Annotated in this window: 20 protein-coding genes; 19 read left to right on the top strand and 1 reads right to left on the bottom strand. The window is 42.1% G+C overall.

Annotated features, from left to right (window positions below; translation table 11 throughout):
• Positions 1-146 precede the first annotated feature (146 nt).
• From NBH16_RS06850 to NBH16_RS06760, 19 genes are all read left to right on the top strand, one after another.
• Positions 147-713, top strand: coding sequence for an RNA polymerase sigma-70 factor (locus NBH16_RS06850; RefSeq protein ID WP_008778039.1), 567 nt, complete (start codon positions 147-149; stop codon positions 711-713).
• A gap of 65 nt (positions 714-778) precedes the next feature.
• Positions 779-1,819, top strand: a complete 1,041-nt coding sequence (locus NBH16_RS06845; RefSeq protein ID WP_217772549.1) for a FecR family protein — start codon at positions 779-781, stop codon at positions 1,817-1,819.
• A gap of 246 nt (positions 1,820-2,065) precedes the next feature.
• Positions 2,066-5,326 (top strand): TonB-dependent receptor, encoded by a 3,261-nt coding sequence (locus NBH16_RS06840; protein ID WP_230327939.1) that lies wholly within the window; start codon positions 2,066-2,068, stop codon positions 5,324-5,326.
• Between the two features lie 33 nt (positions 5,327-5,359).
• Positions 5,360-6,874 carry a RagB/SusD family nutrient uptake outer membrane protein gene (locus NBH16_RS06835; protein ID WP_009018572.1) on the top strand — a complete coding sequence of 505 codons (1,515 nt, stop codon included), beginning with the start codon at positions 5,360-5,362 and terminating at the stop codon, positions 6,872-6,874.
• Between the two features lie 163 nt (positions 6,875-7,037).
• The gene (locus tag NBH16_RS06830; protein ID WP_250788272.1) at positions 7,038-8,423 is read left to right on the top strand and encodes an SGNH/GDSL hydrolase family protein; all 1,386 of its coding nucleotides are present in this window, start codon (positions 7,038-7,040) and stop codon (positions 8,421-8,423) included.
• Between the two features lie 67 nt (positions 8,424-8,490).
• Positions 8,491-11,061 (top strand): glycoside hydrolase family 38 C-terminal domain-containing protein, encoded by a 2,571-nt coding sequence (locus NBH16_RS06825; RefSeq protein WP_250788271.1) that lies wholly within the window; start codon positions 8,491-8,493, stop codon positions 11,059-11,061.
• Between the two features lie 112 nt (positions 11,062-11,173).
• Positions 11,174-12,127 carry a transporter gene (locus NBH16_RS06820; protein ID WP_250788269.1) on the top strand — a complete coding sequence of 318 codons (954 nt, stop codon included), beginning with the start codon at positions 11,174-11,176 and terminating at the stop codon, positions 12,125-12,127.
• Positions 12,128-12,305: 178 nt separating this feature from the next.
• Positions 12,306-13,499 (top strand): site-specific integrase, encoded by a 1,194-nt coding sequence (locus NBH16_RS06815; RefSeq protein ID WP_250788267.1) that lies wholly within the window; start codon positions 12,306-12,308, stop codon positions 13,497-13,499.
• 149 nt (positions 13,500-13,648) lie between these two features.
• Complete coding sequence (locus NBH16_RS06810; RefSeq protein ID WP_250788263.1) at positions 13,649-14,080, top strand: hypothetical protein; 432 nt, start codon at positions 13,649-13,651, stop codon at positions 14,078-14,080.
• Between the two features lie 2 nt (positions 14,081-14,082).
• Entirely contained in the window at positions 14,083-14,520 is a 438-nt protein-coding gene (locus tag NBH16_RS06805; RefSeq protein ID WP_195309599.1) for a hypothetical protein, read from the top strand.
• Between the two features lie 2 nt (positions 14,521-14,522).
• On the top strand, positions 14,523-14,915 hold the full coding sequence (locus tag NBH16_RS06800; protein ID WP_195309600.1) for a DUF6941 family protein: 393 nt from the start codon (positions 14,523-14,525) through the stop codon (positions 14,913-14,915).
• Between the two features lie 303 nt (positions 14,916-15,218).
• Positions 15,219-16,148, top strand: a complete 930-nt coding sequence (locus tag NBH16_RS06795; protein WP_250788261.1) for a hypothetical protein — start codon at positions 15,219-15,221, stop codon at positions 16,146-16,148.
• Positions 16,149-16,277: 129 nt separating this feature from the next.
• Positions 16,278-16,571, top strand: coding sequence for a helix-turn-helix domain-containing protein (locus NBH16_RS06790; RefSeq protein WP_013611477.1), 294 nt, complete (start codon positions 16,278-16,280; stop codon positions 16,569-16,571).
• Between the two features lie 4 nt (positions 16,572-16,575).
• Positions 16,576-17,649: an AAA family ATPase gene (locus tag NBH16_RS06785; protein WP_122357531.1), complete on the top strand. Its 1,074-nt coding sequence runs from the start codon at positions 16,576-16,578 to the stop codon at positions 17,647-17,649.
• A 155-nt stretch (positions 17,650-17,804) separates the two neighbouring features.
• Positions 17,805-18,791: a DUF8464 domain-containing protein gene (locus tag NBH16_RS06780; RefSeq protein WP_250788259.1), complete on the top strand. Its 987-nt coding sequence runs from the start codon at positions 17,805-17,807 to the stop codon at positions 18,789-18,791.
• Positions 18,792-18,982: 191 nt separating this feature from the next.
• Entirely contained in the window at positions 18,983-20,341 is a 1,359-nt protein-coding gene (mobV, locus tag NBH16_RS06775; protein WP_250788257.1) for a MobV family relaxase, read from the top strand.
• Positions 20,342-20,443: 102 nt separating this feature from the next.
• A complete protein-coding gene (locus NBH16_RS06770) occupies positions 20,444-21,241 on the top strand; it encodes a class I SAM-dependent methyltransferase (RefSeq protein WP_250788255.1) in 798 nt (265 codons plus the stop codon).
• A gap of 31 nt (positions 21,242-21,272) precedes the next feature.
• On the top strand, positions 21,273-22,073 hold the full coding sequence (locus tag NBH16_RS06765) for a GNAT family N-acetyltransferase (protein ID WP_250788253.1): 801 nt from the start codon (positions 21,273-21,275) through the stop codon (positions 22,071-22,073).
• Between the two features lie 418 nt (positions 22,074-22,491).
• On the top strand, positions 22,492-23,772 hold the full coding sequence (locus NBH16_RS06760) for a DUF2262 domain-containing protein (RefSeq protein ID WP_250788251.1): 1,281 nt from the start codon (positions 22,492-22,494) through the stop codon (positions 23,770-23,772).
• A 45-nt stretch (positions 23,773-23,817) separates the two neighbouring features.
• Here NBH16_RS06760 and NBH16_RS06755 read toward each other — a convergent pair whose 3' ends face one another.
• On the bottom strand, positions 23,818-24,321 hold the full coding sequence (locus NBH16_RS06755) for a methylated-DNA--[protein]-cysteine S-methyltransferase (RefSeq protein ID WP_250788250.1): 504 nt from the start codon (positions 24,319-24,321) through the stop codon (positions 23,818-23,820).
• Positions 24,322-24,410 lie beyond the last annotated feature (89 nt).

Below are 24,410 nucleotides of genomic sequence, written 5' to 3'. Positions count from 1 at the left end.
GAATAATCTGAAAGCCCTATCTGATTAAGTTCGGATAGGGCTTTTTGTTTTTGTGTTATTTTTTTCGTGTGGGCGTAAGTAGATCTGTTTCTATGATCGTATATAGATAAAGGAGAAGCCTTGAATTGTCTAATATAATACAAGAAATGTCCACATTGAGCATGAAAGACTATATTATTAAGAACCATGAGTTAGATAAATTTAAATTATTATATCTGGAGAATGCCCCCAGACTGATCTTTTATGCCTCGAAATATGTGGATAGCGATACGGCGGAAGATTTAGTGCATGATATATTCATCAAGATCTGGCAAAAGAAAGAGATTTATTCCGTGGAAGAAGGCTTGAAGACATACCTATTCCGTTCCGTTCAAAATGCTTGCCTCGATTACCTAAAGCATAAATCAATAGAAATGACTTATGCGGATGAGGTTGCTCGTAGACTAAAGATAGAGGAGATAGGTTATTATAATCAGTCGGATGCGGCGGAGCTGGAGAAAGAGCGTCTGGACTCCGTTTACCGGGAAATAGCCAAGTTACCGGACAGATGCCGAGAGGTTTTTACGTTGGCTTATGTGGACGGGAAGAAATCAGTGGAGATCGCAGGAATGCTAAATATCTCTCAACGTACGGTAGAGGCGCAACTCTATAAAGGATTGAAGATCATACGGAATGTGTTGGCACTTCTGGCACTGGTTTTATTTTTTAGATGAAAATACGGTAGAATACGTAAGTAAAAAGAGGGAACCGGTCGTATATATTATAAATGAAACAGAAAATGGAATTTAATAATTCGATAGAAGAACTGATCATACGCTATTTGCAGAACGAGATTCAAGAGGATGAACTTCGGGTGTTGGATGCTTGGATTCATGAGAGTGACGCTAATAAAGCCCACTTCTTTGAGCTTAAGGGGCTTTTTGACACTCGGAAAGAAGTGGCGTTCTTGAACCATTATTCCGTGGAGCGTAGTTGGGAGCGAATGGCTGGAAAGCTGGATGCGATCTCTGGCGTATCTATGAAATCCAAGGTCCTTGGCAAACAGTTCTGGCTTTCATTCTTGAGATATGCGGCGATTATCGTAATCGCTATGGGAGTAGGTGTGGGTATGAATCAATGGATAAGCAATCGTTTATATGCCGGCGATACGGAATATAACGAGATCGTAGTGGAAAAAGGCGGACGTGCGAACACGCTATTGCTATCCGACGGCAGCAAGATCATACTCAATGCTTCCACCCGTTTTAAATACCCCACCTCTTTTAATGGAGATGAGCGTGTGGTTCATCTGGAGGGTGAGGCCTATTTCGAGGTTGCGAAGAATCATTCGAAACCTTTCATCGTAAAACTAAAGAACCAACAAATCACGGTACTCGGAACCTCATTCAATATACAGGCTTTCAACGATGATCGCTTTAGCGTCACCACCTTATTAAGTGGTAGTATCCTGTTGGAATCTTTTGACGCTCAAGGACGGAAAATGAGTAGCATGAAGCTAAAGCCGAATCAACAAGCCCGGTCGGATAACCGGACCGGCTCTATTTTCTTGTCAGAGACAGATGCCTCGATCTCGAACGCTTGGGTAGGAGGGAAATATCGTTTCAAGGATGAGACCTTAGTCTCTATCGTAAAACGTCTGGAGAATTACTATGGGGTAAATATCCGCTTGGCGCATGACAGTCTGCGGAACATCCGCTACACGGGAACCTTCTCTTTGGATCAAGGTATACAAGAGGTGTTGGATATTATTAACTCGGAGAAACAATTCACTTTCATGAAAGACGGAAAAGATATTCTGATATCGGCGAGAAGCAAATAACAAAATAATAGATGTATAACCTTAAACATTGGAATTGCCTATGACAAATACTTGATCACAAAAAAAGAATCGGGACTGACACCACTCATCCCCGATCCTTATTCGTTCTTAATTTATGAATCACCTTTCTCGCCAGTCCGCTGAAACCGTGCGATCGAGGTAAGTCCTTAATAAAAAAACATTTACAAATTTATGGGAAAAGTTTGGAATAGTGATGATCTATTACCTAAAAAATTTAAATCAATCATGAAGATCACATTGCTTTTTTTTATACTGGGTATATTGCATGTCTCGGCGGATACCTATGCGCAAAAAGCTCAAGTTACGGTAGAAGTAAAGAACGGGACGTTCTATGATGTCGTCTCGGAGATTGAGAAACAGACCGAGTTCATGTTTTTCTATAAGAGCGAGGATATCGATAATAGTAAGCAGGTGGATATACAGGTGAAGAATCGCCAAGTTACCGACGTGTTGAATGAGTTGTTGAAAAACACGAACTTGACCTACCGCATATCAGGTAAGCACATCACGATCTTGAAGAAAGACGCCGTACAGCAACAAAAGAAAAAGATCTCCGGTACCGTTACGGATCCGGATGGCATACCGGTTATTGGGGCCAATGTTGTGATTAAGGGTACGACGGTCGGTACCGTTACGGATCTGGATGGAAAGTTTAGCTTGGATGCGGCTAATAACGATATCCTGTCATTTTCCTATATCGGCTATGCGGAGCAAGAGATCGAGGTCGGGAATCGTACACTGTTTAACGTGAAGTTGGCCGAGGATTATAAAGCGCTTGAAGAGGTCGTTGTCGTTGGATATGGTACGATGTTGAAACGAAACTTGTCAACTTCAGTGGGTTCCGTAGACTCGGAGAAGTTATTGGAGCGTCCGAATGCCACGAACGTATTCCAAGGATTGGCCGGAAAGGTAGCGGGTGTTAATATCGCTTTGAATTCTGGTGCGCCGGGTGGTAGCCCTGCGATAAAAATCCGTGGTATCGGTTCTTTGAATTCTTCCAATACACCGCTATATGTGGTCGATGGTGTGGTTGGCGTGGATCCGGACCAGATTGATCCGAATATAGTTCAGTCTATCGATATCTTGAAAGACGCTACTTCCTCTTCTATTTATGGTGCGAGAGGTGCGAATGGTGTTGTGGTGATAACAACGAAGGAAGGTAAGAAAAATACAACGAATATCTCGTATAATACCGTTTTGTCTGCCGGAACGTTAGCTCGTAAAGTCGATGTCTTAAATGCGGAAGAGGCTTTGGATGTATTCAAGCGTGCTTATGAGGCTCAACCGGGACGTATCGCTCCCCATCTGGATCCGAGCAATATGTTTACGCATAAGAATGACCTGTTCAATCCGGACGGGACTCCGAAATATGATACGGACTGGCAGGATGCCGTAACCCGTACGGCTTTTTCTCATCAGCATTCACTTAGTTTCTCCGGAGGAAGTGATAAGCTGACCGCTGTGGCGAATGTAAGTTATAAAGATAATCAGGGTATTATGTTGGAGACTTATAAACGTCAGTTGAACGCTTTTATCAATGTAGGATGGGATTTGAAAGAATGGTTCCATTTACAGGCCATGTTGAATGTAGGATCTAGTAATGCCCGAAACTCGGAGAATGCGATCTCTCGGTATACATTGGAAGCATTGCCGTTCCTTCCTATCCAATATGAGGATGGTACCTATTCCCGTAAGGGGGATTATCCCGGTGCGGAAGATACGGAGAACCCCGTGAGGATTTTAAAGGAGCGTAAGAATATCGATAAGAATCAGTACACGTTGGCTAATGTGATCGGTACGTTTAAAATTACCTCTTGGCTAAAGTTAACGACTAGCTTCAGCCGTCAAGATGGTTCTTATATCAATTCATCTTATAACCCGAGTACCTTATTCGGCTATGGAGATACTCAAAAGGGTAAAGCGGAGAAAGCACATCGAAATACGATGTCGTGGACAAATGAGGACTACTTGACTTTTGATAAAAGCTGGAATAAGCATAACTTGAATGTCGTAGCGGGAGCTAGTTGGTATTACTCAAAAACAGAGAAAAGCGAGCTAGGGGCCGAGAATTTCTTCGATGATTATTTTGAGTATAATAATATGGGAGTCGGCACCGTACGTTCTAAGGTTGGCTCAGACTATACGGATAATAAGATGAATTCTTACTATGCCCGTATCAACTATAATTTTGACAATCGTTACTTATTGGGCGCTTCTTTCCGTGAGGATGGTTCTTCTCGTTTTGGCTTGAATAACCAATATGGTTTCTTTCCTTCATTCTCGGCCGCTTGGCGTGTATCCAATGAGAATTTCTTCGAGAACGCAAAAAAGGTGATTGATGATATGAAAGTCCGTTTGAGCTACGGTACGGTGGGTAACGCAGAAATCGGTGATTATGCGTCTATGGCACGTTATGAGAATAAACGCCTTCCTTTTGGCAAGGATATGACGACGATCGTTACGTTGAAAAGTATGGCAAATCCGGATTTACGCTGGGAGAAATCCAGACAACTTGACGCGGGTATCGATTTGAGTTTCTTTAATGGGCGTATCGAGTTTATGGCGGATTATTATCATAAGATTACGACTGATTTATTGTATGAGCTACAATTGCCTTCTAACTCGGGATATGAGAAGACTATGACAAATTTGGGTAAGATCCGTAATCAAGGTCTTGAGATGAGCTTGAATACACGCAATATCCAAAGCCGTGATTTCTTATGGACTACCTCTTGGAATTATACGATGAACCGCTCGATGGTACTGGATATAAATGATAATATTATCGGTAAGTGGGGAGGACGCATTGAAGAGGGACATCCTTTAAATGCTCTTTACGGCTATGTTCGCCTAGGTACATGGGGTACTGATGAGGCGGAAGAAGCCGCTAAGTATAATAAGAAACCCGGCGATATCAAGTATTGGGACAAGAATGGTAATGGAATGAAGGATGGCGAAGACCAAGACTATATCGGAAATGGCGCTCCTAAATTCGAGATGAATATGACAAATACATTCTCGTGGAAAGGCTTCACGTTTATGTTTGATTTGCAATGGGTATATGGTAATAAGTTGATTAACTTCACTCGCCAGTTGATGGGTAACCGTGTGACATTCTCCAATGCTTATGCGGACATTCCGGTGAACGCTTGGACGCCGGAAAACCAAAACACGATGGTGCCTAGCTTGCGCCTTCCGGGAGATGGATATGAGAATGACGTAGATTCTTGGAGTTGTGAGCCGGGTTCGTTCTTGCGTTTACGTAATATCGGCTTGAAATATGACTTTAGTTCCCGTATGCTTTCTGCCGCTCACATCAAGAGTTTATCCTTGGGATTCAATGTGGAGAATGCGTTCTTGATTACGAACTATTCTGGTAGTGATCCGGAGGTGACGAGTTATGATGCTGTATTTGAGCAAGGAGTGGATTTTTATACCTATCCCAAACCTCGTACGTATTCATTTACTTTAGGTGTTAATTTCTAATTGTTTAATCTTTACTTCGTAAAAAACTAAGATATGAAAAATAAAGCGCATGTATGGATGTGTGGCTTGCTTTCTGCGACAATGGCTTTTACATCCTGTACGAATTTTTTAGAGGAAGACCCGAAAACCTTCTTGAGTCCTTCTGAATATTATACGACAGAGAACCAGATAAAGGCGGCTGTGGATGGCACTTATGACGGGCTTGATGATCTGTTGAGTTCCGACCTCGAGATTGCTACAGTTCACCTTTTTAACTTGGAATATCTTGTAGGTACTAGTTATCGTCCTCGTGCGGCCGGTAATGAGCAGAACCAGTTCTTGTTGCTTTCCGGTTTGGAAGAGAGTAACGGCATTATTCGTAACTTCTGGAAGGCTACTTTCTTTCCTTTGGAAAATTGTAATAGCGTGATTCAAAATGTTTCCGCTACGGATATTATTAGCGAGAGCCAGAAAGCGAAGTATCTGGGAGAGGCTTATTTCTTGCGGGCATATTACTATTTCCAAGGGGTACAATTATTCGGGGATATCCCGTTGAAGACGGAACCTACGGTAGACTTGAATACGGTGAAGATCCCCAGGTCTCCTAAGGAAGATATTTATAACCAGATCGTGGAAGACTTGAAAAAGGCGGAGCAGTCCGGGCTGGATTGGAGTGATAAAACAGGCCATGTCTCTATGGGAGCGATCAAGACCCTTTTAGCTAAGGTTTATTTGACAATGGCAGGTTATCCGCTTCAAAAAGGAAATGAGTATTATCAATTGGCTTACGAGAAAGCCAAGGAGGTTATTGATAGTGGAGCCTTTAGCTTGTTCGCTGATTATAAGGATTTGCGTGCGTCAGAGAACGAAAATAGTGGTGAGCATATTTTTATGATCCAGCGTGAGGCGCAAGATGCCGGGGCTCCTTTCCATTTTGGCCTTTTGCCTTATCCGGAACAACCGATTTCCATTACTCCGGCTTATGGGGGTGGTTTGGCTCCTCGTAAAGAGTTTTATGAAAGTTATGATGACCAAGATATTCGTAAACGGAATGAGGAGTTTTTCTATACTTCTAAACCCAAATATGGTGATCCGGAGACAACGATTACTTTGGATGTTCCTTATTTATGCAAATATTGGGATGAGAATGCCGAATCTACAGGAAAGAGCGGGGCGAATATTCCGGTTTACCGTTATGCGGACGTTCTATTAATGTGTGCGGAGGCAAAAGCTACCTTGGATGGTGGATCTACTTCCGACGCTATAGCTGTGGATGCTTATTTCCAAGTTCGTCACCGTGCGTTGCCCAATGAGGCGAGACCGACTTCAATCACGGTTGATCAAGTATTGAAAGAACGTGCGTGGGAACTCTGTTATGAGTTTACAGGATGGTATGATATGTTGCGTACTCACCGTGCGTTTGATCCGGTTTCGAAGCAAATGGTTGATTTATTCGGCTATCAGGCGGTTAATCATACGTATCCGTTTAAAGAATCGGATTTGGTTTTCCCGGTACCTTTGCGTGAGAAAGAACTGAACCCTCTGCTTGGTGAGGATGTCGTTCGCTAAAAGTAAGCGGGCGATTCTCTAGACTAGAGGTGTGTGGAAGGATATTACTATCCGTAGTAATCCGGATTATTATCCATGATAAATACGATTACTATTGATAGTAATATTTTTTAACACGGTATATATTATTCATCACAGAAAATTAGAGAAGAGAGAAATAGAGATGAAAAGATATGTTTGGTTTGTCTGTTTGCTTTTATCAGGTCTTGCAGGAGTATATGCTCAGTCGATAGCTCCGTTTCAGAAAGGAGATCGGATCGCCTTCGTGGGAAACAGCATTACTTGCGGTGGGCATTATCATTCATATATCTGGCTGTATTATATGACCCGTTTCCCGGATCAACGCATCGATATCTTTAACGAGGGAGTAGGTGGGGATGTAGCCGAGATGATTTACCAGCGGTTGGATAAGGTTTTCGAACATGAGCCTACGGTGGTGACGCTATCTTTTGGCATGAACGATGTCGGCTATATGGATTTTCGGAAGCCGGGGGCGGATACGATCGCCCGGAACCGGGTAGAGAAAGCTTGCCGGGATTATGCCCTTATCGAGGAGGTCTATAAGAAGTATCCGGAGGTGAGGAAAATCTTGATCGGAAGCTCTCCTTATGACGAGACTTCTCGTTTCAATAAGGTCGCTTTCCCGGGGAAGAATACGCCAATCTTGGAGATCGTGGATTTCCAGAATGCCCGGGCCCGGGAGAATCAATGGGGATTCGTGGATTTTAACCGCCCGATGGTAGCGATCAACCAATGGGAGCAAGCGGAGGATTCCATGTATACCTTATGCGGGAAGGATCGTATACATCCCTCTACGGACGGGCATCTGGTCATGGCTTATCTCTTCTTGAAGGCGCAAGGTCTGGCCGGTAAGCCGGTAGCCGATATCCGGATAGACGGAGCGGGGAAAAAGGTGACTCGCTCGGATAATTGCCGTGTCTCGGATTTGTCTGTTTCCTCGGATAACCTTACTTTTACGTACGAGGCGAAATCACTTCCGTATCCTATCGATACCTCTTATTATGATAATGAGAAACATACGCAGGCAGATGCCTTGAGTGTTATCCCTTTTATGGATGAGATGAATTATGAGGGATTGTCCGTGAGCGGTTTGTCGGATGGATATTACGGGTTAACGATCGGTAGGGAGTTTATCGGTCGTTTTACGGCGAGGGAGTTGGAGCGAGGCATCAATATGGCTCTTCTTCAGAATACCCCGCAGTATAAACAAGCGATGAAGATCCGCCAGATGAACGAGGAACGCTGGTTGAAAGAGCGTAAGATGCGTGAATTTTATTGGGTGGAATATAACTTGATGCGGAAGACGGGCATGCTTTGGGCCTGCAACGAGGCTGCCGTGGACACCTTGCGCAAATACCGTCCCCACGACATCTTCTTGCAATGGAACGGCGACCTTTGGCTACAATACATGCACAAGGGGATTCGTGAGGATTGCGTGAATGAGCAACAGGATCTGGTTAACCAGATCTATGAGCAAAATAAACCAATCCCCTTGCGAATAGAGATCAAGAAATTTACAGACTTGTAGAGACGGGGCGTGCCCCGTCTCCCACCGACTGGAAGTATTCTAAATGTGAATTAATAGTACATATTATATGAAAAAGAAACTAGCGATATTCGTATTAAGCCAATTCTTGTTGGCCGGTTGGGCAGATGCCCAACAAGCCTATTTCATCGATGGCTATCATGGCGGTATCTACGGGCATTACCCGGTGGGGCAGACCGCCTTTATCGCCCAGAAATTAAGGCAGAATCCCAACTGGAATATCAATATCGAGATCGAGCCTGAATCATGGGAAGTCGTACGGCAACGAGACCCTGAAGGTTACGAGGCTTTCAAGCGCTTATTTAAGGATCAATCCGTGGAGAGCGGGCGGATCGAGTACGTAAACCCGACCTATGCCCAAAGTTATTTCTTCGGGACATCCGGCGAGAGCGCTATCCGCCAATTCGAATATGGAATACGGCTGATCCGGAAACATTTCCCCGAGGCGGTATTCACCACCTATTCGGCGGAGGAGCCTTGCTTTACCAGTTGCCTGCCCTATATATTGAAGTCATTCGGCTTCTCGTATGCCTCTACTAAGAACCCGAATACGATGTGGGGTGGCTACGTAAGCGCCTACGGAGGTGAGTTGGTGAATTGGGTAGGGCCGGATGGTACGAGATTTACCACCGTCCCCCGTTACGCCTGCGAGGATTTACAACCCGGCTCTTGCTGGCAATCCATCTCGTGGTTCAATACGAAGGACTACATCCATAAATGCTTGGATACCGGTATTCAGCACCCGGTCGGAATGTGTATACAAGACGCTGCATGGAGCCATGGCTGGGATAAAGGCCCTTGGCTGGGACAGGATACGGCGGCCTATTATACGCCGACCGCCTATAAGACTTGGCGGAATTACATCCAAGACTGCTCCGTCGGGACTACTCAGGATGATTGGTATTTCTCGCAAGAGGATGTCCTAGGTGGCTTGATGTGGGGAACGCAGGTCATGCAGCGTTTGGCCGGAGAGGTACGGGTAGCCGAGAACGCTATCGTGCGTGCGGAGAAAATGGCGGCTTACGCTCGCTTATACAAAGGCATGGAATGGCCGACCGAACGTATCGATGAGGGATGGCGCACGCTTTTATTGTCGCAGCATCATGATTGCTGGATCGTTCCTTACAATCAACTACAAGGGAAAAAGACATGGGCGGAGACGGTTACGGATTGGACTGGGGTGACCAATCAAAACAGCCGTCAGATAATTGATAACGCCTTGTCCTTATTGAAAGAAAAGGAAGGTGAATCCACGGTGTACGTATATAATACCTTGGCTACCGACCGGAATGAATTGGTGGCGGTGGAAGTTCCCGTCTCATGGAGAAACTCTGATTGGGTGGTTCTTGATAAGCAAGGAAAGAAACAACCGGCTCAATGGTTGACGGAAGACGGCATTTCAAAACTCTTGTTTCGTGCGCAAGTCCCCTCAGCCGGTTATGCCTCTTATGCGATCCGGAAGGCAGAGGATAAACAGTCTGGAACCTTGAAGGCTGAGAGACAGAAAGACGGTACGTTTCGCATGGAAAGTGATTTATACACCTTGGTGCTAAACCCCTCTAAAGGAGGTGTAATAGAAAGCTTGAAAGCGAAAGCCGTACGAGGCAAGGAATTCGTGGATAACCGGAATGAACGTGGGTTCAATGAGCTTCGGGGATATTTTATCGATGAGGGTGGTTTCCTTTCCAGTATGGATCAACCGGCTGAGGTGAGCGTGTTGGAGCAAGGGCCCTTATTCGTGAAGGTAGCTGTGAAAGGCAAGATCGGAAAGTATTCATTTACCCAAACGATCCGGTTAACGCAGGGAGAGCCTCGCATCGATATGAATGTTAAACTGGATTGGACAGGAAACCCTCGCATTGGTGAGCCGGGTATCGAATTCCGTGCGGATAATCCCCGTAAGGCATTTTATGACGACCGTTACAAACTTCTGGTGTATCTACCTACCCAGATCGCCAACCAACAGATTTATAAGGACGCTCCGTTCGATGTTTGCGAGAGCCGGTTGGAGAATACCTTTTTCAATCGTTGGGATAGCATCAAGCATAATATCATTTTGAATTGGGTGGATGTTACGAGCAAGGATAACTCTTGCGGTCTGTCATTATTCACGGATCATACGACCAGCTATGCGCATGGTAAGGATTTCCCATTGGCCTTGAACGTACAATACGCCGGTAAAGGCTTGTGGGGCCGGGATTATATCATAGACCGTCCGACCGAGATCTCGTATGCCTTGATCCCTCATGCCGGAACTTGGGAGAAAAGCCGTATTTGGACACAAAGCGAACGACGCAATGAGCCTTTGGTCGCAACCTTGGGTGGCGATGCTACCTTGACATCCGGTTCCCTTTTCCGGATAGAGAATAATGCCTACGAGTTGGTTTCTATGACCTATAAAGGGAATGACCTTTATATCCGCCTATTCAATGCCCAAAGCGATGCCTCCCCTAAAACGATAATCTTTCAAGGACAAGACGTGAAAGCGAGCTTGGTGGAATTGGATAACCGTCTGGTTGAGGACTTAACCGTCACCGAGAAGAAAGGCGCCAGTTCAATGCGTCTTTCTATCCCCCGTTACGGAATAAGGACATTAAAACTAAGCTGTAAGAATATCTAATGTAGAGACGGGGCATGTCCCGTCTCTCTTTATCCCTAATTAATCCCCGTTTCTCTTGCCTCTTTCGGTGGAAAGATGTTATTTTGCATCCCGAATTAAAAGAATAGGCGTTATGTTGAAATTCTTCAAGACATGGACACTCCCTATCTCCATGTTAGCGGGTGCGATAGGGTATTTTGTTTTCGCCAATGTTACTTTTCTGGAGCCTACAAAGCCGTTCATGTACACTTTAATAGCGTATCTGACGCCCTTTTTGATTTTTGCGCAGTTGCTCCTGACCTTCTGTAAGATCTCTGTCCGGGAATTGATGCCCAGCCCTTGGCACGGTTGGCTATTGCTTATCCAAGCGATTTCCAGTTTGGTGCTTGCCGCCTTATTGCTCTGGCTGCCAATGAGAGAGGAATACCGGGATGTGTTCGAGGGAGCGATGGTCTGCCTGATTTGCCCGACCGCTACGGCGGCCGCCGTGATTACGGGTAAATTAGGGGGAAGCGCCTCTAGTCTGACTACTTATACCTTATTATCGAATCTATTAGCTGCGATTGTCGTGCCGCTGGTCTTCCCATTAGTGGAACCGCATGCCGAGATTACTTTCTTCGCCGCATTCTTGAAGATCTTGGGAAAAGTCTTCCCATTGCTGTTATTCCCGTTTTTCCTCGCTTTGTTCTTGCGTAGATTCATGCCGCCTATCCATCGCTTCCTTGCGGGGCTTCGGGATATGGCCTTTTATCTCTGGGCCGTCGCTCTAGCTATCGTGACCGGGCAGACCGTGAAATCCTTGGTCAATAGCGAGGCGGAGATTTATGTAGAAATCCTGATCGCTTTAGGCGGCTTGATAACCTGTATCGCGCAGTTTTATTGGGGAAAGCGCATCGGCACGAAATACAATGACCGTATTAGTGCCGGACAAGCCTTGGGACAAAAAAATACCGTGTTAGCGATCTGGATGTCTTACACCTATTTGAACCCTCTATCCTCCGTTGGCCCCGGAAGCTACGTGCTGTGGCAAAACATCATCAATAGCTGGCAGTTGTGGAAGAAAAGAAAAAATGAGATAAAACATTAAATATAAGATATTGATATTAAATGTTTTATGTTTATTTAGTGTAATTTCCTTTATTTCCCTTGTTTTCTTGTTTAGTCTAATAAATGCCTTCATTTTGTTACTATTTTGTTACCCGTATTCATTGGAGTAACAAAACAAATCGCTATATTTGTATCGGTAACAAAATAAGAACATAATTATGGCGAAGAAAAAACAAGAAGTTAAATTGAAAGAACCCGTAAGGATTAGATTCAAGCAGCTTGCTAATGGTAACCAGTCTATTTATTTGGATTACTATACTGGTGATGTTATTAGAAAAGAAAATTATGTTGGCGGTAAACGGCAGTATGAATTTTTGAAATTATACCTTATACCCGAGAAGACAAGAGAGGATAAGGCGAAGAACGAAGCTACGTTGGCTCTTGCAAAAGCCATTCAAAGCAAGCGGATAGTAGAGTTGCAAAATGATGCACATGGCTTTCAGAACACTAATAAGTCAAAAGCGAATGTGATTGATTATTTAGTGAACATGAGAAGCCAATCTAAAGAACGTGGCAGCTTGAATTACGAAAAGACTGTTGGTAATACCATCCGTGAACTAAAGTTGTTCAGAGGGGATTATATCGCTTTTCGTGATATAGATAAGGACTTCTTAAATAGCTTTGTGGATTTCTTGAAACAAGCGAAGAAAGCAAGCAAGTTTGGTTTGTTAAAGGCTGGGGGCGTATTAAGTAATAATTCCGTTATTGCTTACTATGGAGTGCTGCGTACCGCTATAAATAGAGCCTATAAAGAGGGAATTATTACGGTGAATCCTACAAAAGAGTTTGATTTTGCCAGTAAGGTAAAAGCGGAAGTCAGCCGCAGGGAGTATTTGACAATAGATGAGTTGAAACTACTTATCGGTACAGAGTGCAAATATGAGATAATGAAACAAGCCTTTCTTTTCAGTTGTTTGTGTGGGCTGCGTGTTAGCGATATAAGAAATTTGAAGTGGAACGATTTGCAGAAAAGCGGTGAGAGAATAAGAATTGAAATCAAGATGCAGAAAACCAAAGAACCGCTTTATCTACCTATATCCGATGAAGCGTTAAAGTGGCTGCCGCAACAAAATGAAGCAAAAGGCGATGATTTGATTTTTCCTTTGACGCATGAGGGGACTATAAATAAAATACTTCAAAAATGGGCGAAAGATGCAGGGGTTATTAAGCATATCTCGTTTCACGTAGCACGCCATACCCATGCAACTATGATGCTAACATTAGGGGCTGATTTATATACGGTTAGTAAGCTGTTGGGGCATAAAAACATTGCGACTACTCAAATATATGCAAAGATAGTTGACAAGAAGAAAGAGGAAGCAATAAAACTGATACCTAATTTAATGGACTAATCTTAATAGTAGTATGTGTGTTGTTGCTGTTTTGTATGCTAAATTGCTTCAAAAAAAAATGTTGCATTATAAAAGATGTCTTTTTTTGAACTTTTTGTGTGCAATATTATTATATTTGCAGCAGACTATAATACTTAAATGTTATGGAGATGGATAAAAATACTCAATTATACATACAGGGAGATGGCATAACTGCTACTGCTATTGTAGGACAGGATATTACAGTTTTTGCTGGTGCTGCTACTACAAGTGCATTTACTCGAACGTTAATAGGGCAGGATAATCGACTTGAAGACCTGTATGTTAGGGCAATAAATAATAGAACAAGAGAACGGAACTATTTTAAATTATATAGTTCTCTGCTGAGAGGTGATATTTCTGATGATGATTTTGATGAAGAAATAGATAAAAATGAAGATGATTATGTTGTTCCTGCTGGAGTTGATGCAGATTTGACTGAAATTGAATTTGCCTTGCAAGTTACTCCTAAGCTCAAAAATGTAGAGACAACAGATGATTTTATGGCTTTATTCTCTTTTAATGATAAATCTGTTCACAAATATATAGCGAAAAACGATTAAGAATGGCGGAATATATAGATACAGGAGATACTGTGGAAGGTCAGAAATGTGAGATTTATACACGTAGGGAGGACTGTAAAGGTTTAAGAGAAGATCCCATAACTCAAAAAAAAATGTTAGTATATGAATTAGACAGAAATAGCAGTGTAGAAGTAAGGGAATCTTTGATACTTTCTGAAGAAGAAAAAATATTAAGAGATGAACTGAATATACATGGTGAAGTTGGAGACAAATTGAAAGCTGACGCTATAACTGTATATGTTGATGTAAAACGTCAATTGTCTGTAGAAAAGCAAGAAGGTTTAACTTCTACACATGGAGGTCGCCTCATCTCAACTAAAAAGCGAACTGTTGGGAGAATCAAATATCCATTTCAGAATTTGAACAAATTGCTTGGACTTTCTGCGAATAGTAATAATAGGAAACAATTAAATAAATAATTATGATAGTCGATATTTTCACATTGTGCGATAGTGCAAAAGAATATCAAGGGAAGTTAGTTATTGTTGGTACTTTCAATACTATCTCTGCAATCCAATTTCCTGCTACTCACCCAGAGTTAGCTATTGTGGCTAGAATTGTGATGGGTAATCAGGAAAAGGGTAAACATACGTTGAAAATCTCTATAAAAAAAGAGAATGAAGATGCATATCTTGTTAATCCATTTAATATGGACATTGATAATAGTAATTTGCAAACAGAGGTGGGGAATCTTAACTTGATTTTTAATGTAAATAATCTGTTAATTCCATCTGCTGGTAAGTATGTTGTAACTCTTGAAATAGGTGAGTTGGTAAAAGAATCAACACTATATGTTGTGACTGTAAAACAGTAATTATACTGCTTGGCTTTTTCTATTTATAAAAAAATCGTGTTGTTTTTTGATAACTCAAAAATAGCACGAATTTTTTATAGAATTCTAATGATGAAATTATTGTTATTGAGCATATCAGAAAAGATGTTTTGTCAAGGTTATTGAATATAAGTAGATAAAATACTTTTAAAATGTATCGTGTTAGTGCAAGGATGAAGCCTTTTATGGATGGGGTTGTATGTTAGTTAATTTGATTTCTTGATATATTAATTTCTGTGTTGTTCTGAATTGTGTGAAGGTACACAATATCTTATTGAGAAAATTATGACAGAAGAGGAATTGAAAGTAAAATTCAACTATATACAAGGGATCTTTAACCGTTGTATAAATCATGCCTATCAAATTATAACGGATAGCATTGTTGCGAAGTCTGAATATTTGAACTGTGAACAGGCTGATGAACTGGAACAGCAGGAGTACATTCGTACCACAGATGAATTGGCACAACTTTATATCCGTTATTCCGTACTGGATGATATTCAAAATTTTTACTCGATACCCGATTTCTTTTGGGAAAGCGGTTTTTATGAAGCCTTGATGCCCGATGAAAAAAGAAAATACCTTTTATTCTCTCCTCTTTCATTTAATTATTCCCGATACGAACAGGACAATTCAGTTTATGATGAAGAACTGCCTTATTTTTCCGTAGTAGTTAGAGTTGTTGTATTGGAAAGATATTCAGCATACTTGCGAAAAAAGAAAGAGGACAGAGCGCAGACGGAAACGCAACCGAAGCAGGAACAGGAAGAACAGAAGCCGACAACAAACACCGAGTTTCCGATAAAAGCCGTACCCCCTATTGCTGAAACGGAAAATCCGTTTGGTTCAATTCTTAATGACAAACAGATAGAATTGATTGCGGATTGCATCAATGAGGTTAAGATGTTCAATGCTTCTGTAACTGTTGATGACTTGAAAGCGATACTCTCCTGTAAGCCTAATGCAATATTAAGGTCAAATAATAATAGATATGTAGCTTTCCTTTTTTCGGAATTAAGTAGTAGGTCTTTGATTACCGCTAATTGGCAATCGGTCATTGCTAACAATAAACTATTTCTTTCCAAAGACAAAAGTAGGGATAAATATCTCAATCAAGGGGATTTAGCCACAGCAACCAACTACGTGAAAGGCATCTCCCATGAGAAAGGATTTGCAACCATATACAACTATATCAAACAACTGAAAAGACTTTAAGAATAGGTTAAGACCTCAAACATAGCTTAATCCACTATCAAGCTAATCCTCAATACCTTTGCCCTCGTTAACGAAAAGAAAACGAGGGTGCGCACCTTCATATTGTTTCACTTAATCCAAAAAAGCAATATGGATAAGACATTAGAGATGCGAGTTGAGGAACTCGAACAGATGCTGTTTTTAACTAAGAATGTGCTTAGCTTTGATGAAGCGAGCAAGTTTCTTAATCTTTCCAAAAGCTACCTGTACAAACTGACTTCGGGTAACTTGATACCCCATTATAAACCGCAGGGTAAGATGCTGTTTTTTGAACGGGCAGATTTGGAGGCATGGCTACGCCAAAATCCCATCAAGACACAGGCGCAGATAGAGCAGGAAGCGCAGAAGTATATCCTTAGTAGTAACCGTCCTTTAAAGAAGTAAAGCTATGGAAAACAAGAAAGTGACGGAAAATAAGAAAGAAGCTGCAATGACAAGAGAAGATTTTGCAGTCCTATGGAAAACTATTCATTTAAAGATTACTGACACCTACGATGTACCGCCCGAAATCCTTTGGGTAAATGGTTCTACTATCGGTACATTGGGAAATTTTAGCGCATCCACAGGTAAAGCCAAAAGTAAAAAGACGTTCAATATTTCCGCTATTGTGGCGGCAGCGTTGAAGAATGACGAAGTTTTGCACTATTCAGCATACTTACCTGACAATAAACGTAAAATTCTATATGTGGACACAGAGCAGAGCAAATACCACTGCCATAAGGTGATGGAACGCATCATGCGTTTGGCTGGACTTCCTACCGATAAGGATAGAGAGGACTTTATCTTTGTCGTGTTGAGGGAATACACACCCGACAAGCGAAAGCAGATAATAGACTATATGCTTGCTAATATGGAGGGAATTGGTCTTGTCATTATAGACGGCATCCGTGATTTGATGTACGACATCAATAGCCCCAGCGAATCATCCGACCTCATCAATCTTTTAATGCGGTGGTCAAGTGAGTATAATTTGCATATTCACACTGTACTACACTTGAATAAAGGGGATGATAATACACGTGGGCATATAGGAACGGAACTTAACAACAAGGCTGAAACCGTTTTACAGATAACCAAAAGCACGCAGGATGTGGATATTAGCGAGGTAAAGGCGATGCACATTCGGGACAAGGACTTTGAACCGTTTGCATTTCGCATTAATGAAACTGCATTGCCCGAAGTTGTGAAAGACTATGTTTTTGAACAACCCAAGCAGAACCGCAACTTTCCGCTTACGGAACTTACGGAGCAACAGCACCGTGAAGCGTTGGAAAACGGATTTGGAAAGGATGTAGTACAAGGCTATCCCAATGTTATCGCAGCCTTGAAAAAAGGTTACGCAAGTATCGGTTTTGAACGTGGGCGCAATATTCTCGTGGACTTGAACAAATTCCTTGTAAACAAGCGCATGATAATAAAAGAGGGAAAAGGCTACAAGTTCAATTCTGATTTCCACTACTAAAAGCAAGTTTGGTTTAGTCCGTGTGTATATAAAGAAGGAATGGACTTCTTTTCATTGTACGATTAAGTACAAGATAAGTTTAGTACAGTTCGGGTGTATATATAGCGGACTAAACGGAACTGATTCAATTATTCATTCACCAATACATTCAGATTATGACAATCGAAGAATCCAAAAATATAAAGTTGGCAGACTATCTGCACAGTTTAGGCTATAATCCAATAAAGCAACAGGGTAATAGTCTTTGGTATAAATCACCGTTGAGAGAGGAACAAGAGCCTTCTTTCAAAGTGAACACAGACCGCAATTTATGGTACGACTTTGGAGCCGGTAAAGGCGGCAACATCCTTGCATTGGCACAGGAACTTTATGCATCCGACAGTTTACCTTACCTTTTAGACCGTATAGCGGAGCAAAGCCCCTCTATCCGTCCCGTTTCTTTTTCCTTTTGCCAGCAGTCATCAACACAACCGAGTTTCCAACATTTGGAAACAGTACCGCTTTCTTCTCCTGCCTTGTTTGCATACTTGCAGGATAGAGGCATAAATACAGCACTTGCGAAAAAAGAATGTATGGAAGTCCGTTTCTCGCTTAACGGTAAATGGAACTTTGCCATCGGCTTTCCTAATGCATCGGGAGGTTATGAGGTACGCAATAAATATTTTAAAGGCTGCATAGCTCCTAAAGACATCACCCATATACGGCAGACTGGAGAACCTAAAGAAACCTGCTATGTGTTCGAGGGGTTTATGGACTATCTTTCTTTTCTGACCTTGCGACAGAAAAATTGTCCTGATTATCCCGACTTCGACAAGCAGGACTATCTTATTCTGAACTCCGTTTCCAATCTTTCCAAAGCCTTGTACCCGTTGGGGAATTATGAGAAAATACATTGTTTTTTCGACAATGATACGGCAGGGAGAAGAGCCGTACAGGAACTTTATAAAGAGTACAGGTTCCGTGTCCGTGATTCCTCACGCATTTATAGTGGCTATAAAGATTTGAATGATTATTTGTGTGGAAAACGGTTGATACAGTCGGCAGACTTGACACAGCAGACCAAACAATCACAGACAGTCAAACAAGCCGACAGGCAGGAACAACAACCAGCCAAAAAGAAAAGCAGAGGGTTCAGAATGTAGTTACCGCACGCTTTCCACAGGCTTTTGAGTAAGAAAAGCCATAGCTCAATAGGGCGTTTTCTTCACGCAGTGCAAGCACCGCTAAAAACACCCTATCGAGCAAAGGGGCATCGCCCCTTTTGAAACCCCGTGAGCCATGCGGCGAATGTGTAAGGCAAGCGGAATTGTCTAACGAAAAACCAATATTCAATATGGGATATTTCACCCTTGATTTCAAGAAAGCAAAGGGAGCATCCGACGCTCGTATGTCCGACCATATCGAGCGCAGGGTGATAGCTCCGAATGTGGATCCTACACGTACACATCTCAATCGGGAACTGGTGGGACTTCCCGAAGGTGTGACGGTACGTGATGAAGCGATAGCACATCGTATCAAGTCGGCAGGCATCAAACGGAAGATTACCCCCGACCAAGTAAGGGCTATCCGTGTTATGATGTCGGGAACACACGAGGATATGATGAAGATACAGCAAGACGGGCGTATGGACGAATGGTGCAACGACAGTATGGAATGGTTGCACAAGACTTTCGGACGGGAGAATACCGTTTCAGCAGTTCTGCACATGGACGAAACCACACCTCACATACACGCTACCATCGTACCGATAGTAACGGGAGAGCGCAGGAAAGCAAAACAGAAGCAAACGGAGGGTAAGCGTTCCTACCGAAAGAAAACGAATGCAGCCCGGCTATGTGCTGATGATGTATTGAACCGTGACAAGTTGATAGGCTACCATGACGACTACGCCAAAATCATGGATAAATACGGGTTGCAGCGTGGTGTGCGTGGTTCGGAAGCAAGGCACGTCACCACTGCCCAATATTACCGTGATTTGAAACGGCAGACGGGAGAACTCGAAACAGACGTGCAGCAACTCCAAAGTGAGAAGGACGAAGCGGAAAAACAGCTAAAGCAGGTTAAGAAAGAAATCAAGACCGACAAGCTGGAAGCCGTTAAGACCGAAGCGAAAACCGCCATTATAGCAAAGGTGGGTTCTTTTTTAGGGAGTGGTGAAATTAAGGAGTTGAAACAGGAGAACAGGCAGTTATATGAGGAAGTTGCCACTCGTGACGAAATCATCGAAAGATTGCAAATTATGATGCAAGAGCAACGGGAACAGCACAGCAGGGAATTGATGAAAGCGCAGGGTAAGCATATCAAGGAACTAGACGAAGCCCGAAAGGAGATATCACGGCTGTCACAGATGATTAAAAAGGCTTGTGCGTGGCTTCCACTACTAAAAGAACTTTTCCGAATGGAAAGGCTATGTCATATTGTCGGTTTCTCAACTGAACAAACAGCAAAACTGATGTTAGGGGAAAAGATAGAGCATAACGGCACACTCTATTCCGAAGAGTACAAACGGAATTTCGCAACGGATAAGGTGACTGCACAAATAGTAACAGATTCAACTGTTGGAAAGAACAAATTAATGCTAATCATCAATCAAAAAAATGTATCCGATTGGTTCAGGGAGCAGTTTAGCAAACTCTATCAAAGGATACAACCGAAAGAGGGGCAGAAAAGGAGCAAAGGTTTTAGCCTGTAAAGAGAGGTATTTTGCTGAAATACAGTAAAAAGTGCAATTCACAATGAATGATATACTGTACCTTTTGCTATATTTGCACATAATCCATTTAATATTAAAAGAATGAATGCGGATTTTGATTATTTAGAAATAAACCGGAAGTCTTGGAACAGTAGGGTAGATGTGCATCTGAAATCTGACTTTTACGATGTCAAAGGCTTTTTGGAAGGGGAATCATCTCTCAATGATATAGAACTTGGTTTACTTGGAGATATAAAGGGTAAATCTATTCTACATTTACAATGCCATTTCGGACAAGATACTATTTCGTTGGGCAGACTTGGGGCAAATGTTACAGGTGTTGATTTATCGGATAAAGCGATTGATAATGCAAAAATATTAGCCAAGAAAGCAAATGTTAATGCAACTTTTATTTGCTGTGATATTTATGATTTACCTACTTACTTGAATGAACAATTCGACATTGTATTTACAAGCTATGGAGTGATTGGCTGGTTACCTGATATGGGTAAGTGGGCTAAGATTATTTCAAATTATTTAAAACCAAATGGGAAGTTTATATTTGTGGAGTTTCATCCGATTTTGTGGGTGTTTGATGATGACTTTAAAAGGATTGAATATAATTACTTTAATTCCGGTGCAATTAGAGAAATTCAAGATGGAACCTATACGGACGGAGAAAACGATTTGTTGCAAGAATGTGTGATGTGGAATCATAGTTTGAGTGAGGTTCTAAATAGCCTTATACAAAGTGGGCTCACAATATCTTCTTTTGATGAATTTGATTATTCACCCTATAATTGTTTTTCCCAAACAGTTGAATGTGAACCTAACAAATATAGGATAAAGCATTTAAGTAATAATATTCCGATGGTCTATTCTATAATAGCTACAAAATAAAAAAGACTGGAAAGAATTTAATATAATAGATATGAAGGAGGACTTTACAATCAGGGAAGCTCAGCAGTCGGATGCTGTTGCGCTGAAAGAGTTATTTCAAAATACTGTTCTTGTGATAAACAGACGTGATTATTCACAATCCGAAGTTGAAGACTGGGCATCGTGCGGAGATAATCTCTCTGAAATAGAAGATATGATAAAGACTCACTATTTTATTGTAGCTGTTAATCAACGCTCACAAATCGTTGGTTTTTCATCTATTACGCCCCAAGGCTATTTACATTCTATGTTTGTTCCCAAGGACTTTCAAGGTAAAGGTATTGCTACGATGCTTTTGGAAGAAATAGAACGGTATGCAATTACATCCGGGATTATGCGGATTACGTCTGAAGTGAGCTTAACAGCCCGCCCTTTCTTTGAAAAAAGAGGCTATATAGTAGAGGAAGAACAAAAGCGCAAAGCGAATCAGCTTTCTCTTACTAATTTTTGGATGGCAAAGGGAATAACTAAAGTCAAGCCTTATAATGGTCGTATTCCTGCTTGTGGTGTTTTTTGTGGGGGGTGTCCCACATATACGAGAGAAAAAAGACCTTGCAAAGGAGCCGAGCTAAATAGTTCTCGCTGTGAAAAATGCAAAACATTTCATTTATGCTGTTTGGAGAAAGAGATAACACATTGTTTCCAATGCAGCAGCTTTCCATGTACCAAATTCAAAGGTTTTACCAAGCGTTGGCTAAAGTATGGACAGAATTTTATTGAGAATCAGAAACTGTTAAGTGAAATAGGCGAAGTGGCATTTTTGGAGTATTATAATAAAAAGGTTACAGATTAGTTTAGTACGTTCCTTTGTCTATATATCCAAAACGGACTAAACTTATTTGTACCGACAGCAAGATAGGTGCTGGCGAAAAGAAAAAGATTGTTTCTCTTTTCGCCAGCTTTATTTTTGCGGATATTCTGCCTTTTGTTACCTTTGCACATGAAGCCCACCGCAAAGCGATTTCTTCGTTTTTTTTGTTACTATTTTGTTACCCACTATTAGTGATAGGTGGGCTTATTTATTGATAATCAAATTAATATGCTGATTGATGTATAATATCTGGCAAAATCTGTTTAACAGTTATCAGTTATGGAAAAAGAGAAAGAATGAGCTTGAATAAAGACATATCGGAGTTGTTGATTATGAGGAAAATCTTGTTGACTCAATGGCGGTTATGTTATCTGTTTGAGTATAATAATTATTCATATTTATGAGAAAGGAACAAACGGATGAAAATAGTTGGGAATTTCATCTGACAGATAAGATCGCCCATCTTTCCAAAATGACCTTGGAAATGCATACGGAGTTTTGGCTTAGTACACTCCAGACATGGTTTCGTGGCTATCAAACACCCGAAGAGTATAAAGCGACGATTTGGGGGAGGGAGGTAGACCTATGCATCTCCATCGCTCCCTTGGAGACACCGACCGAGAAATTACCTATCATTGAAGAGAAATCGGCAAAAGGTAAGAATGAGCTGCTTCCCCCGGAACAGCAAGCCTACGTAGACGAACTCAAAAAGAAGATAAAAGCTCTCAAAAAACTCCTGCCGCCTAAGGTGGACGAGGCGTTAGAGCAACGCTATTTGGATTACATGAACGCCGAGAGGATTAAGGCAATCATTCAAGACTGTACCAAGATATGGAGCAATCCGGATTTACCCGTTGAAGAAAAAATCAGTCAGCTCATTCCTTATAAAATTGAATTATATGACCTTGTGCGTAATGTCCAACTGCCGGATGATTTGATGCGTGCGGATACGAATATTTCAATTACAATGGCCACCATTCAATTCTTTGCACAAAGCGTAGAGAAAAATGCGAAGAAAAACAAAATAAAAACACCCAAGCAGGTACGTCAATTAGTGAAATTTACCAATGACATCATTACTCGCATGGATGAGGGTCAGAATAAGCTAAACGGCGTTGAGCGAGATATGACTAAGGAAGAGTCTAAAGCCTATGATGCTTATCTTGATATAAAGATTGGAGCAAGGTCTGCCCTTCACTCGTTTGAAAAACGATTGGAGTTATACGAGCGACTTTGGGAAATGCCCTCGGTTTCTATCGGTACTAAAATTGAATGTTTGAATGAGACCATTAAACTAATTAGGAAGCAATGCGGTAAAAACTTGGAGCCCCGTTGTCCGCACGAATCCCTTATCCGGAAACATCTGAAAGCTATTAGTGGCTATATGAATAGGCTGGAAGAGGAAGGGGAAGCGATATGGCAATTGCGCATGGCCGACGAATTGCTCCCGACAGCAAACGCATGGCGGGAAGATTGTGAACTTCCGGCATTGTCCAGAGAGGAGTTTGCCCTCCAAGTAGAATTGCAATCTGTTCATATAGAGACCAAGGAGAAAGAAGACGGCTCCATCCATTACGAACTGGAGCTTTTTTTCCAAGACACGGAAGACACTTTCGCCGGCCACTTCCTATATGCTGATATTGAGGACCATGAGGTGAAGGAGATAACGTTAATGGGATAGTTACATTCTATGTTTGTCCACAAGGATTTGCAAGGTAAAGTCTCTTTACGATACTTTTGGGGCCTGTTCGATTGTAAGCAGGCTCCTTTTTTTGTCGATACCTCCGGCGTATCCGGTTAGGCTGCCATCGCTGCCTACGACACGGTGGCAGGGGATGATGATACTGATCGGGTTATGGCCTACCGCTCCTCCGATCGCTTGCGTAGACATGCTCGGGATACCTTTTTGCCGGGCGATTTCGCCGGCGAGCTCCTTGTAGGTTACGACTTCGCCATAAGGTATTTTGCTCAATAAGTCCCATACCGCAAGTCGGAAAGGCGTATCCTCCAGATGGATAGGAGGGGTGAAGCTGGGAATCTTACCCATGAAATAGCTATCCAGCCACTCTTTGGCTTGCTCGAATATCGGCAGTTCTCTTTCTTGGTGTTCCGCCGATAAAGTGGCGGCAAAATATTTTTGCCCGTCGAACCATAATCCTGTCAGGTGGTCGCCATCGCTGGCTAGGGTTATTTCTCCCAAGGGAGATCGATATTTGTCGGTGTATTGCATGATGTTTATCAAATAAGGGCGTAAGTTAGAAAAATTTTCGAAAGTAGCCAATATCTAAGGGCGGAAATGAGATAAGGAATCCTACTTTT

It is taken from the genome of Parabacteroides sp. Y3-G-102 (assembly GCF_023656845.1).
In the GTDB taxonomy this organism is placed as follows: Bacteria; Bacteroidota; Bacteroidia; order Bacteroidales; family Tannerellaceae; genus Parabacteroides; species Parabacteroides distasonis.
Note: the sequence above shows the minus strand (reverse complement) of the source record. Positions and strands in the feature narration are given on the sequence as shown.

Bases quoted from the DNA above. Each gene is read 5' to 3' on its own strand.
- NBH16_RS06850 (WP_008778039.1), top strand. From the start codon at position 147: ATGTCCACATTGAGCATGAAAGACTATATTATTAAGAACCATGAGTTA.
- NBH16_RS06845 (WP_217772549.1), top strand. From the start codon at position 779: ATGGAATTTAATAATTCGATAGAAGAACTGATCATACGCTATTTGCAG.
- NBH16_RS06840 (WP_230327939.1), top strand. From the start codon at position 2,066: ATGAAGATCACATTGCTTTTTTTTATACTGGGTATATTGCATGTCTCG.
- NBH16_RS06835 (WP_009018572.1), top strand. From the start codon at position 5,360: ATGAAAAATAAAGCGCATGTATGGATGTGTGGCTTGCTTTCTGCGACA.
- NBH16_RS06830 (WP_250788272.1), top strand. From the start codon at position 7,038: ATGAAAAGATATGTTTGGTTTGTCTGTTTGCTTTTATCAGGTCTTGCA.
- NBH16_RS06825 (WP_250788271.1), top strand. From the start codon at position 8,491: ATGAAAAAGAAACTAGCGATATTCGTATTAAGCCAATTCTTGTTGGCC.
- NBH16_RS06820 (WP_250788269.1), top strand. From the start codon at position 11,174: ATGTTGAAATTCTTCAAGACATGGACACTCCCTATCTCCATGTTAGCG.
- NBH16_RS06815 (WP_250788267.1), top strand. From the start codon at position 12,306: ATGGCGAAGAAAAAACAAGAAGTTAAATTGAAAGAACCCGTAAGGATT.
- NBH16_RS06810 (WP_250788263.1), top strand. From the start codon at position 13,649: ATGGATAAAAATACTCAATTATACATACAGGGAGATGGCATAACTGCT.
- NBH16_RS06805 (WP_195309599.1), top strand. From the start codon at position 14,083: ATGGCGGAATATATAGATACAGGAGATACTGTGGAAGGTCAGAAATGT.
- NBH16_RS06800 (WP_195309600.1), top strand. From the start codon at position 14,523: ATGATAGTCGATATTTTCACATTGTGCGATAGTGCAAAAGAATATCAA.
- NBH16_RS06795 (WP_250788261.1), top strand. From the start codon at position 15,219: ATGACAGAAGAGGAATTGAAAGTAAAATTCAACTATATACAAGGGATC.
- NBH16_RS06790 (WP_013611477.1), top strand. From the start codon at position 16,278: ATGGATAAGACATTAGAGATGCGAGTTGAGGAACTCGAACAGATGCTG.
- NBH16_RS06785 (WP_122357531.1), top strand. From the start codon at position 16,576: ATGGAAAACAAGAAAGTGACGGAAAATAAGAAAGAAGCTGCAATGACA.
- NBH16_RS06780 (WP_250788259.1), top strand. From the start codon at position 17,805: ATGACAATCGAAGAATCCAAAAATATAAAGTTGGCAGACTATCTGCAC.
- mobV (WP_250788257.1), top strand. From the start codon at position 18,983: ATGGGATATTTCACCCTTGATTTCAAGAAAGCAAAGGGAGCATCCGAC.
- NBH16_RS06770 (WP_250788255.1), top strand. From the start codon at position 20,444: ATGAATGCGGATTTTGATTATTTAGAAATAAACCGGAAGTCTTGGAAC.
- NBH16_RS06765 (WP_250788253.1), top strand. From the start codon at position 21,273: ATGAAGGAGGACTTTACAATCAGGGAAGCTCAGCAGTCGGATGCTGTT.
- NBH16_RS06760 (WP_250788251.1), top strand. From the start codon at position 22,492: ATGAGAAAGGAACAAACGGATGAAAATAGTTGGGAATTTCATCTGACA.
- NBH16_RS06755 (WP_250788250.1), bottom strand. From the start codon at position 24,321: ATGCAATACACCGACAAATATCGATCTCCCTTGGGAGAAATAACCCTA.